At 28.1% G+C, this 12,010-nt stretch carries 10 protein-coding genes and 1 pseudogene; 2 read left to right on the top strand and 9 right to left on the bottom strand.

The genetic code is table 11. The features are described from left to right. Positions 1-719: 719 nt before the first annotated feature. Positions 720-1,475, bottom strand: a complete 756-nt coding sequence (locus tag EII29_RS00655) for a nitroreductase family protein (protein ID WP_125235613.1) — start codon at positions 1,473-1,475, stop codon at positions 720-722. Positions 1,476-1,808: 333 nt separating this feature from the next. Here EII29_RS00655 and EII29_RS00660 point away from each other — a divergent pair, with 333 nt between their 5' ends. Further along, positions 1,809-3,233 (top strand): phospholipase D-like domain-containing protein, encoded by a 1,425-nt coding sequence (locus EII29_RS00660; RefSeq protein ID WP_125235614.1) that lies wholly within the window; start codon positions 1,809-1,811, stop codon positions 3,231-3,233. 205 nt (positions 3,234-3,438) lie between these two features. Here the strand turns inward: EII29_RS00660 and fabD are convergent, their stop codons facing one another. From fabD to EII29_RS00700, 8 genes and pseudogenes are all read right to left on the bottom strand, one after another. Further along, a complete protein-coding gene (gene fabD, locus EII29_RS00665) occupies positions 3,439-4,350 on the bottom strand; it encodes an ACP S-malonyltransferase (protein ID WP_125235615.1) in 912 nt (303 codons plus the stop codon). Positions 4,351-4,359: 9 nt separating this feature from the next. Then, complete coding sequence (locus tag EII29_RS00670; RefSeq protein ID WP_125235616.1) at positions 4,360-4,770, bottom strand: hypothetical protein; 411 nt, start codon at positions 4,768-4,770, stop codon at positions 4,360-4,362. A 43-nt stretch (positions 4,771-4,813) separates the two neighbouring features. Beyond that, positions 4,814-5,791 (bottom strand): beta-ketoacyl-ACP synthase III, encoded by a 978-nt coding sequence (locus EII29_RS00675; RefSeq protein ID WP_125235617.1) that lies wholly within the window; start codon positions 5,789-5,791, stop codon positions 4,814-4,816. Positions 5,792-5,820: 29 nt separating this feature from the next. Beyond that, positions 5,821-6,261 (bottom strand): hypothetical protein, encoded by a 441-nt coding sequence (locus EII29_RS00680; protein WP_125235618.1) that lies wholly within the window; start codon positions 6,259-6,261, stop codon positions 5,821-5,823. Positions 6,262-6,270: 9 nt separating this feature from the next. Beyond that, positions 6,271-6,729 (bottom strand): hypothetical protein, encoded by a 459-nt coding sequence (locus EII29_RS00685; RefSeq protein ID WP_125235619.1) that lies wholly within the window; start codon positions 6,727-6,729, stop codon positions 6,271-6,273. 129 nt (positions 6,730-6,858) lie between these two features. Further along, positions 6,859-7,053: a 50S ribosomal protein L32 gene (gene rpmF / locus EII29_RS00690; RefSeq protein WP_125235620.1), complete on the bottom strand. Its 195-nt coding sequence runs from the start codon at positions 7,051-7,053 to the stop codon at positions 6,859-6,861. 220 nt (positions 7,054-7,273) lie between these two features. Further along, entirely contained in the window at positions 7,274-8,503 is a 1,230-nt protein-coding gene (locus EII29_RS00695; RefSeq protein WP_125235621.1) for a TIGR00341 family protein, read from the bottom strand. 484 nt (positions 8,504-8,987) lie between these two features. Beyond that, positions 8,988-9,521, bottom strand: a pseudogene (locus tag EII29_RS00700) (alpha/beta hydrolase); the annotation flags it as partial. Positions 9,522-9,792: 271 nt separating this feature from the next. Here EII29_RS00700 and EII29_RS00705 point away from each other — a divergent pair. After that, positions 9,793-11,895 (top strand): glutamine synthetase III, encoded by a 2,103-nt coding sequence (locus tag EII29_RS00705; RefSeq protein WP_125235622.1) that lies wholly within the window; start codon positions 9,793-9,795, stop codon positions 11,893-11,895. Positions 11,896-12,010 lie beyond the last annotated feature (115 nt).

The following is a 12,010-nucleotide window of genomic DNA, read 5'->3' on the forward strand; positions in this document are numbered from 1 at the left end:
TGTTTTTTCAAACTTTATAAATTATAGAATTACAAATATATAAATTAAATATACTTTCAATTTATGAAACAGCCCTGTGTTTTATCTATTTTTAAAAATAGAATTTTATATTTAAATATTTTTTGGATAATACTTATTTATCTATTATTTTATACTGAAAAGTCTTTCTTGAAATTTCACTAATGCTTCCACTTATAAAATATTACACTCTCTATTCTCAGGAGTAGTTATGAATCTATTTTCATCATTATATCTGCTCTGTATATTCCGACAAATTTCTCCAAAGACTCAAATATGACTAAAATATAAACACCCGTTTCTTCACCGTTTTCACTTATTGTTTAGGGAATATCCCTATAATTTAACAGATATCTAAATCTATAATCAGGATAATTTTTCTGTCTATTTTTATATGAATTTCTTTTTTCAAATAAAATATATAATTTTTTATATCCGTCAAATTTTTTTTAAATTTATAGGTTTATTTTTTTTATTTCTCATAATCTAAAAAACATCGAAATTTTAAAAACTTAAATTTTAAAATTATACTTAATTTTTATTAAATGATAATGTTAAATATCATGAAAAATTGAACCTATATCTTAAAACTCTATATTTCAAATGTTTTTTAATTTTCCTGTTCTGAAATATTATCAACTTTTCAGATATTCAGATATATCGATATAATCTTAAAGTAGACTTATCTATTATTTTTTTATTTATTTTTCATCATCCGTAAATTCAAATCCCTGCTTTTCCATAGTAGATTTAATTTTGTTATATCTTATCTGCTTATATGCATTAGATACATTTTCTTTATAAGACGGAAGATGATTCAGATTATTTTCGGCTTTCCATTCATCATAGATTATTTCAAATTTATCTACACCTTTTTTTGACTTTTCACTGTCATATTTCTCATCAAATGAAAAACTTTCAAAAGGTACTCTGGGTTTAGGACTTTTCAATTTATTTTCCTGTGGAACTCCTATAGTTGTTCCTAAAATAGGAAATACATGTTCAGGTAAATTAAACATTTCTATAAATATTTCAGGATTAAGTCTAAGTCCACCTATTGCAGTCGTTCCGTATCCTAATGATTCTGCTGCTGTCTGAATTGTACTTAACATAATACCTGCATCCACGGCTCCTACAAGTATCCCGTCTGCCGATTTAGGTCCGAAATGCTTATTTCCTAAACTTTTTGCGGCATATGTACCTCTATAATAATCTATTAATATTAAAATAAATACATCTGCGGTTTCCACCTGTTTCTGTCCTCCCGACAATTCAGCTATTTTTTTAATAGTTTCCTTATCTCTTATAACTATTAATGATGTCTGCTGTCCATGAACGGAATTCGGGTATCTTTGAGCTGTTTCTAAAATCAGCTTCAAATCTTCTTCTTTCACTTTTTCTCCTGTAAACTCTCTTACAGATCTTCTATTTTTTAGTTGCTTTATTATTTCATTCATGTATAATCATCTCCTAATATTTTGATATTCAATATAATATCATATATTGAACTATTATTCAATAGTCTTTGAATTATTCTTTGATATTTGAAATAAAAATGGTATAATTAGTACAATAAATAACTACAAAATAAAATTTAAGTTTCAGTTAAAATACGATATGATATTTAATAAAATCAAAAATTTTTATAACTTGAAAGTATAATATAAATTAAAAAATTTGAAACTTATTTTTATTTTTTTATTTCAAATAAAAATTAATATAATGTACTCAATCAAAGAAAAATATTAAAATCCTGTGTGAATTTTACTTTATATATGAAAGGAAGAATTATGACAAAATTAAAGTTTATTTTTTTTAATATATTTATTTTTTTATTTCTTTTATCCTGCGTATCTCTACCCCAAGGACTTTCTTACAAATCCAAAATATATAATGCAGACAATGTTGATTTCTACTATGATTTAACATATAAGAAAAATGGAAAAATACAATATGAAAGACAAATATGGGAACAGGCATACAACATACTTGATAACGCTAAAGAATTTTTTCTTATGGATATTTTTGTATTTAATGACTTTTTGGGAAAGGGAGTAAAAGAAAAACTTGAACCTTTAAACATTGCTGAAGAATTTTCAGAAAAAATTCTCGAAAAAAGAAAAAAAGACCCCAATGTGGAAATTTATCTTATTCTCGACGAAAGTAATACTTTTTATGGGGCTTTTGATAATAAAACCCATAAAAAACTTGAAGAAGCAGGAGTTAAAATCGGATATGTAGATTTGGCAAAACTAAGAGATCCTATGCCTGTTTATTCTACTCCCTGGAGATTATTTATAAGACCTTTCGGAAATCCTAAAAATAAAGGAAAGATTAAAAATCCCGTTTATGAAGGTACCGATAAAGTCACTGTAAGAAGTATTCTCAGAGCATTAAATGCCAAGGCTAACCATAGAAAATTAATTATGAATGAAAATACAGCTATGTTGACTTCTGCCAATCCTCATGCTGAAGGTTCAAAACATTCCAATGTAGCTTTCAAATTTTCTTCTCCAATTTTAAAAGAGATATATTCTTCCGAACAAGCGGCAGCTAAAATTACAAAGTCTGACGGAAGCCTGAAACAGCATCTTCCTAACAGAGATTTCAGTAAAATTCCTATATCCGATAATACTAAAATTAGACTACAGTACTTTACTGAAGGACAGACAGCTGCTGATATTTCCAAAGAACTTTCACTTACGACAATAGGAGATAAAATAATAATTGCACAGTTTTTTCTGGCTGACAGAGGAATTATAAACGATATTAAAAAAGCAGCTAAAAGAGGTGCAGATATTCAGGTTATACTCAATAATTCCAATGCAGGAGTACCAAATAAAGCAGCTGCTGGAAATCTTATGAAATATGCAAGAAAGCATAATTATAAAATTGAAATAAAATTTTATAATAAAGGTGAGGAAATGTATCATGTAAAAATGCTTTCTATCCTAAAAAAAGACTATATAATTACTTACGGAGGTTCTACAAATTTTACAAGAAGAAATATGAGAAATTATAATCTTGAAAATGAAATAAAAATCATTTCAACATATGATCAAAATATTTCTAAAAATATTTTAGATTACTATGACAGACTATGGACTAACAAAGATGGGGATTTTACTTTACCTTATGAACAACATAAAAATGAAAAAATTACTAATGATTTACTTTTCAGATTTATGGAAATTAACGGTTTCGGGATATTTTGATTTTAAAGTTCAGTTTAATTTATACTGTTCCTGTTTTTCTTTATTTTTTGTTACTTAATTTTTATCTTCTAATTTAAAACTAAATTTTTTAAATAATTTTTGCAAAATAAAAAATGTCACTTTTCAACTCTCACAAAGTGACATTTTTATTTTTCTTGTTTGGTTAAAACTGAATTTTCTACATTTCAAATTATAATTTATTAAATTATACATTATTTATATCTTCAACACTTTCAATATTAATTACTTCAATTTCTTTATTAATTTTTTTTATAAGTCCTGCCAAAACTTTACCCGGACCTACTTCATATATTTTATTTACTCCATTTTCAGCTAATACTGTTATTGTATCTACCCATTTCACAGGACCGAAAGTCTGTCTATACAGTTCTTCTTTCAATTCATCAGATGTATTCAATATTTTTGTAGTTGTATTTGCAATAACGGGAATTTCAGGATTATTCCATGAATAATTTTTAAATTCTTCTTTCAACTGTTCAGCAACAGGTTTCATAAGTGAAGAATGAAAAGGTCCTGATACAGCCAAAGGAATAACTCTTTTAGCACCTTTTCCTTTAAAAATCTCAATATTGTTTTCAACAGCTTCCTTTTCTCCTGCAATCACTGTCTGCTTAGGCTCATTATAATTTACGGCTTCCACTATGCCACTTATTTCTTCACACACTTTTTCAACCTCATCTGAAGAAAGTCCTAACACTGCCGCCATTGCTCCTTCCACACGGGCATTACCCATAATTTCACCTCTTGCGGAAATTAATTTTAAAGTTTCCGTCTCATTTAAAACACCGGCTGCATAAAGAGAACTGTACTCTCCTAAGCTATGTCCTGCAACATAATCAGGTATTATTCCTTTATCTTTCAGAAGTTTTGTAAATACTACTGAAAGAAGTGCTATTGCAGGCTGAGCATATTTAGTATCTTTCAATTCTTCTTCTGTTCCTTCAAACAAAACTTTTTTTATATTTTTATTTTCTATATTTTCAAATATTCTGTCAATTATTTTTTTTGTTTCATCATTTACTTCATCATATAACTTTTTTCCCATTTCTGCATATTGAGTGCCTTGACCGGGAAATACAAATGCTATTTTTGACATTACTCCTCCTTATTTTACTTCTTCAGCATCAACTATTTCTTCTTTGTTTTCTTTATTTTCTTCAGCGGCTTCTGAAGGTTTGAATGCTTTTTTATCCTTTTTAGGTTTTCCTACATTTGTTTCTTTAAACCCTAAAGTAACAAGAACTATACCTCCGATAAGTGTCAATATAGGCAATCCTTTTGTAAAATATTCACCAAGGAATTGCTGAAAATACAGATAAAATCCTATTGCCAATACAAACCATCCAAGTTTGCTTTTCTTAACAATGAAAAATACTCCTATCAGTATTAATATCATCTGATAATTGAAAATATATTTCATCACACTTTCAGATAAAAAATCGGGAAATAATGTTTGAATACCGTAAAATATACTCAAAAGAATTATAACCGTTCCCCATAATAATTTTTTATTCATCTGATTCACCCTCTCATATATTTAATTTTAATTTAATTTCCATTTATTTTGACCACTCAAACAATACTGAACCGTAAGTTAAACCGCCTCCAAATCCAACAGCTACCAATTTATCACCTTTTTTCAGCCTACCTTCTTTATTAGCCTCATCAATTGCAATAGGTATTGTTGCTGCAGAAGTATTTCCATATTTCTGGAGATTTACATAAAATTTATCCATCGATTGTTTAAATCTCTTAGCTATGGATTCTATAATTCTTATATTTGCCTGATGAGGAATAAATAAATCTACATCGTCTGCTGTTATATTTCCTTGTTCTAAAACATTTTCCACTGTTTCAGGGAAAACTTTTACCGCAAATTTAAAAATTTCTCTTCCATTCATTTGCATATATATTTCTTTGTTTTTTATTGTTTCTATACTTACAGGTTTTCTTGATCCTCCTGAAGGTATCATGAGTTCACACGCTCCCGAACCGTCTGCCACAAGATTCGAAGCTATGAATCCTCCACTATCCGTTTCTCCTAAAACAACGGCACCGGCTCCGTCACCAAATAAAATACATGTACCTCTATCTTCCCAGTCAATAGTTCTTGTCATTGCCTCAGCTCCGATAACAAGAACTTTTTTATATATTCCTGCTCTAATAAAGCTGTAACCTGTAGTATAAGCATAAACAAAACCTGTACATGCCGCCGAAAGATCAAAAGCCGCTGCTCTGATTCCCAATCTGTCCTGTACTATTGCCGCCGTAGATGGAGTAACATGATCAGGAGTCATTGTCGCTACAATTATCAACTCTATTTCATCTTTATTTATTCCTGCATCTTCTATGGCACTTTTTGCAGCTTTATAAGCCAAATCCGATGTGGCCTCATCTTCTGCTACAATTCTTCTTTCTATTATTCCGGTTCTGGTTCTTATCCATTCATCATTAGTATCAACCATTTTTGCAAGATCATCATTTGTTAACACTTTTTCGGGTAAATAAGACCCTGTTCCCAATATTCCTATTTTCATTTATTCACCTCAGTTATTTATTATTTGTTTTATAACACTGTCATTATATAATTAATTATCTCAGAAATTCTTATGCATGTAAGTATTATTGCTAAAATAGTAAACATAATAAGAATTTTTAAAATAAAAATTACTTTTCCAAATATTATTTCATTATTCAAAACTTTCTTTTCAGTATTTAACATCATCTTTATATTTTCAAATATTTTTCCCAGCTGAAATCCTGTAATTAAAAATAAAACTCCTTCTATAACAGTAAAAATAACACTCTGATAACTTACTTCAATATTTAATAAAGCTTCTTTTCTTATATTTAAAACTAGCTGAAATGAACCCAAAGCTTTCCAATACATTAAAAAACTTAATATTCTTAATATTTTTTGGATAAAATTTATATTTTTATCTGTTTCTTTATCAGATTTCAAAAATATTCTATTTATTTTACTATTGTCAAATGCATCTTCTTTCATATTTCTCTCCTATCTATGCATATTATTATATATTAAAAAGAATGTGTATACTAAATTTATAGAATATCCTGTTAATATATAACTGACTGCTGCTTTTAATATTAACGAAACTTCTTTGTTAACAAAATTTCTCAACATATTTTCATCTTCATTTTCTGAAAAATTCTGAAGAGTATTTTTAAATTTTATAATTTTTAAAGCCAATATAATATTTATACCTCCAAATAAAATATTTGTAATTGCAAGAATAAAATCTTCCATCCAAAAAATTCCCATGGCAAAAATAAAATATAAACTCCCCATTATAATTTTTAAAATTCCTAATACATTAAGCAGTTTTTCAATAAATTTTATATTTTTTCTTACTTTACCGTTTATCTCAAATATTATATTTTGTGATTTTTCGCTTTCTGAATTTTCTGAAACAGGTTGTTTTTCCGTTTCTGAAGATTCAAAATCTTTTTCCATAAATTCTCCTTTTTTAAGGATTTAGATATTATGAAGTTTACCATAAAAAACTAAAAATTACAATTTATAATCACTCTTTTTAATAATTTTTATACAAAAAAAGCAAGACTGCTTTATCTTGCTTCACTATTATTCAGAATCAGCTACGGAACTTTCGGATTCCAGTACTTGTCTACCTCTGTATACTCCAGTTTCCAAATTTAATCTATGAGGTCTTCTCACTGTTCCATCAGCTTCAACTATTATATTAGGTGCTTTGATTGAATCATGTGCTCTTCTCATGTTTCTCTTCGCTTTAGAAGTTCTTTTCTTAGGTACTGCCATTATTATCGACTCCTTTCCAATAATTTTGGTATATAATAAGCATTATTCCTAAATACTGCTCTTTAAAATTACTATAATACAAGATATTATAATAAATAACTTATTATTTGTCAAGGAAAAAAAGTGAAATCCGATTTTTTTAGAAAAATATTTGACAAAAAATTTCTCTTAAACTTATTTAACAAAAACTGACAACTTAAATTTTGTGGTGCAAAAATTTTTATTTTTCTTCCCGTTTTTGAATTATAATTATATATTCATGTTTTGTATTAAATTTTGATTCTTTTATTTTGTTAATTGTTTCATCTGATACATCATTTTTAACTGTTATTATACAAATAAAATTTTCCGTTTTCTTACTGTCAAAGACTCTTCCTGCCTGAATATCTAAAATGTCAGTTTTATAATCCTTATATAATATATTTTCTATTTTTTCAAGTTCTTCATCAAATTTTATACTTTTACTTTCATTTGTTTTTATCGCTTCTTTTTTAAGATAACTTGATAATTCTTGAGCTGTCAGATATTTATTATCTGATAACTGTTTTATAATGAGATTATAATTATTCAGTTTATATTTGAATAACTTTTTTTCTAAATTTTCAATATTTTCTTTAGATAAAATGTCTCCTACTACTCTGAAACTGATTATTTTTTCAGCATTATTTATATTTCTGTCAAACACATAATGATTTTTCAGTTCAGTATTTATAAACTGATTGATATATGTCTGCTGATAAGATTCCTTTACTAATATAGAAGCTGTATAAATACTCGGAACAACTACTAAAAATGTAATAACATAAAATATTACTTTCTGCCTGAATGACGACTCTTTCGCCATTTTTCCATAATAAATCTTTACTCCTATAAAAGTTGAAGTCATAATACAGAACAGGTTTATTATAAATAAATAACCCGCTCCAAAAACAATTGAAAAATTACTTTGAGAAAATCCATAACCTACAACACATAGGGGAGGCATTAAAGCAGTCGCAATAGCAACTCCCGGTGTAACATTTCCACCATCTTTTTTGGCTTTACCTATTACTCCTGCAATCCCTCCGAATGCTGCAATTAAAACATCCCATAAAGTCGGTGATGTCCTGCTTATAATCTGCTCAGTCGCTTCTGATATCGGAGTAAGGATAAAATAAAAAGTTGAACTTGCGACACTTATTAAAATAAATAATAGTAGCTGATATAAAAATTTATATGTCAGTTTAACATCTCCTTTTGATAAGCCTAATCCTATACCCTGTATAGGAGACATGAGAGGCGAAATAAGCATTGCACCTATAATAACCGCAATAGAGTTTGTATTTAACCCTACTGATGCGATTATTATGGCACAACTTAATATAAGAAAAGTTTCTTTTGAAACATCTACTTCGTCCATAATATTTTTTTCAAGAATTTTGTACCTTGCGTTTTTATGATTTTCATTCATCTATTTTCCTCATTTCCATATTACTTCAAATTTTTTATAACTTAAATATATATTATATTAAATCAATAAATACTAAGTTATATTGTATTTTTAAAATATTTTTTTAAACAGATATTCCGTTTTTTATAAAAGTTATTCTCCGAACTAAAAGATAAATATTTAAATAAATATTTTCTATCAGGCAAAAACATTAAAAATTGATCGCATACCGAAAATAAATTAAGTCATGTGATCAAACACCTCATAAAAATCTGTTTTCTTTAATAAAATTAAATTAAACAGGTGAATACATTTTATTATAAACAAACAGAATACAATAAACTGTACAATCAACACCGTAAGAAAAAAACATTTCCTATTAATCTTGCCCATATATAACCTAAAGAAGTAATTATTATTAATAAATAATGATTTGTTATATAAATTTCTTAACCCAATTATCCAAAAAAATCATTTGTTCTTCTGTATGAAACCAATGCTCTCAATTATTCATAACTGTTATATTTGCACCAATCTTATTTACAAAATTCATCATTGTTTCCAAAGAAGTCATATTATCATTCTCTGCATAAAGAATGTTAGTCGGTGTATTCCAAGTTATCGGATTTTTTCTAACATAAGAAAGATATTCCCAAAATAAAAGCTCTCCAAAGGATGTTGTAATTACTTTTTCTTTATACAGTTCTTCCTCTGATATATTTGAACAGTTCATCATATTCAAAATTAATTTTTCCATATCTACAATTGGCGAAATAAACATAGCTTTTTTGATAGATTTGTCCGCCAATGACAGCATAGAATAATAAGCGCCTATACTATTTGCTATTAACAAAACTTCACTATATTGAGAGTTTATATGATCAAAAAATTTTAAAAATTCTATTTTAATTTCCCAAGGAAATTCTGATTTATAATTAAATTCTATAACTTCATATTCATCACTAAAAAATTTTTTATATCGATCAGCTTCTCTCCCGTTTCCACCTTTACCATGTATGTATATAACAGCATTTTTCATTCCAATTACCTCGATAAATTCTAATTTTAACTGTATTATAAAAGATTATACAATATTTATTAATTACAGTAAAGTATATTATTTATATATATTATTTGTTATTTATAATAAAAAAATTTTTTTAATTCTTTGATTTTCTAAACAAAAAAATTAAAATTTTATTATTAATATAATTCATAATTGACTACAATATTTATTTTATTATATAATGTCACATATTAAAAAGTTATCTTCTAATCAAGACAACTGAAAATGAAAGAAAGAGGTAATTATGGAAAACGCTATGAAAGTATTCGGAGAAAATGTGTTCACCGAAAGTAATCTGAAAAAAAGGGTTCCTAAAAGTGTATTCAAGGAATTTGAAGCTTCGCAATTGGGAGAAGCCCGTTTATCAAAAGAATCTGCTGATGTTATTGCAAATGCTATTAAAGATTGGGCTACAAAAAGAGGAGCTACACATTATTGCCATTGGTTTCAACCTTTGACAGACTTAACAGCTGAAAAACACGATTCATTTTTAGAACCTACAGGAGATAAAGATGTTATTTATAAATTTTCAGGAAGAAGTCTGATTAAAGGAGAATCCGATGCTTCATCATTTCCTAACGGAGGATTGCGAAGTACATTTGAAGCAAGAGGATACACAGTATGGGATACAAGTTCATATCCTTTTATAAGAGAAAATAAAAATGGGACTACGCTATATATCCCTACTGCATTTATTTCTTTCAGCGGACAGGCTCTTGATAAAAAAGTCCCACTATTGCGATCAATGAATGCTGTAGGGAAACAAGCGTTAAGAATATTAAAAGTTTTGGGAAATACTACTACTAATCATGTATTTAATACTTTAGGCATTGAACAGGAATATTTCCTTGTAAGAAGAGATTTATTTGAAAGTAGGGAAGACTTATTACTGACAGGAAGAACATTGTTCGGAGCACCTGCACCTAAAGGACAGGAATTAAGCGATCATTACTACGGTAGAATAAAAAATAAAGTTATAAATTTTATGAGTGATGTAGATGTTGAATTATGGAAATTAGGTATTCCTTCTAAAACCAGACATAATGAAGTAGCTCCTAATCAGTTTGAAGTTGCTCCATTATTTTCAAGAGCAAACCTTGCCTCAGATCAAAATCAGATAATAATGGAAACTATTGAAAAAACTGCACTAAAACATGAACTGGTCGCTCTTCTTCATGAAAAACCATTTACGGGAGTAAACGGCTCGGGAAAACATAACAATTGGTCTTTAGGAACTGATGACGGAAAGAATCTGTTCAGTCCCGGAAAAGATCCTAAAAATAACAGACAATTTCTTTTATTCATTTCTTCAGTAATAGAAGCCGTAGACAGATATTATCCTTTGCTAAGAGGAGTAACTGCTTCTGCTACAAATGATCATAGACTTGGAGGACATGAAGCCCCTCCTGCTATAATATCCATTTTTCTTGGAGATGAATTAACAGATATTCTTGAAAATATTGCATTAGGTAAAAATAAACCTGTCGGAGGAGTCGGATCTTTAAATTTAGGAATTGAAGGTGTTCTACCTACTTTAAATACCGATTCAGGAGACAGAAACAGAACTTCCCCTTTTGCTTTTACAGGAAATAAATTTGAATTCAGAATGCCCGGTTCAAGTTCCACACCCGCAACTACCGCCGCAGCAATAAATTCCATTGTTGCCAAAGTTCTGAGTGAATATGCCGATAAACTTGAAAGCTCTGATAATATTGATACAACAGTCATTGAAATTATTTCAAATACTTATAAAAATCATGGAAGAATTATATTTAACGGAAACGGATATGGAGATGAATGGGCTAAAGAGGCTGAAAAAAGAGGATTAACGAATATAACTTCATCAAATGAAGCATTAAGGGCATTAATTGCACCTGAAATTGTAAATATGTTTGAAGAAACGGGAATGGTTACAAAAGCGGAAGCGGAAGCCCGTTATATTGCTTATGCTGAAAGATATGTAACACAATTGACGATTGAGTCCAGAGTTCTAATTGATATTGCCAATAAACATATACTGCCTAATGCTGTTAAATATGCCAATATTTTAGCCGATAATATAAATAAAACAGAAAAATTCGGCAAAGAATTTGTAAGTGAACAGGAAGAGCTTTTAAAATTCTTACTGACTAATATTAATCTTTTAAGAAAAGAAATAAAGTCTCTGGAAGCAGGCATAGAAACAGTAAAATCTGAAAAAGATCTTTCAAAGCAGACTGATTTAGCTGCCGATAAATTAGTTTCAGGATTAAAAGCACTTAGAAATCCTTGTGATGAAATTGAAAAAATAACCGATTATTCCACTTGGAAGCTACCTACTTATAAAGCATTGTTATTTAAGTTATAATATAATTATAAATATAGATTTAAAAGAAAGCAGCTCTGATTTTTTAGGCTGTTTTTTCTTTATATATAACTTCTTCCATTATTTTCAATTTATTTTTAAAATAGTCTCATTCCAT

Source organism: Leptotrichia sp. OH3620_COT-345 (assembly GCF_003932895.1).
Taxonomy (GTDB): Bacteria; Fusobacteriota; Fusobacteriia; order Fusobacteriales; family Leptotrichiaceae; genus Pseudoleptotrichia.

Bases quoted from the DNA above. Each gene is read 5' to 3' on its own strand.
- EII29_RS00655 (WP_125235613.1), bottom strand. From the start codon at position 1,475: ATGAATGAAATAATAAAGCAACTAAAAAATAGAAGATCTGTAAGAGAG.
- EII29_RS00660 (WP_125235614.1), top strand. From the start codon at position 1,809: ATGACAAAATTAAAGTTTATTTTTTTTAATATATTTATTTTTTTATTT.
- fabD (WP_125235615.1), bottom strand. From the start codon at position 4,350: ATGTCAAAAATAGCATTTGTATTTCCCGGTCAAGGCACTCAATATGCA.
- EII29_RS00670 (WP_125235616.1), bottom strand. From the start codon at position 4,770: ATGAATAAAAAATTATTATGGGGAACGGTTATAATTCTTTTGAGTATA.
- EII29_RS00675 (WP_125235617.1), bottom strand. From the start codon at position 5,791: ATGAAAATAGGAATATTGGGAACAGGGTCTTATTTACCCGAAAAAGTG.
- EII29_RS00680 (WP_125235618.1), bottom strand. From the start codon at position 6,261: ATGAAAGAAGATGCATTTGACAATAGTAAAATAAATAGAATATTTTTG.
- EII29_RS00685 (WP_125235619.1), bottom strand. From the start codon at position 6,729: ATGGAAAAAGATTTTGAATCTTCAGAAACGGAAAAACAACCTGTTTCA.
- rpmF (WP_125235620.1), bottom strand. From the start codon at position 7,053: ATGGCAGTACCTAAGAAAAGAACTTCTAAAGCGAAGAGAAACATGAGA.
- EII29_RS00695 (WP_125235621.1), bottom strand. From the start codon at position 8,503: ATGAATGAAAATCATAAAAACGCAAGGTACAAAATTCTTGAAAAAAAT.
- EII29_RS00705 (WP_125235622.1), top strand. From the start codon at position 9,793: ATGGAAAACGCTATGAAAGTATTCGGAGAAAATGTGTTCACCGAAAGT.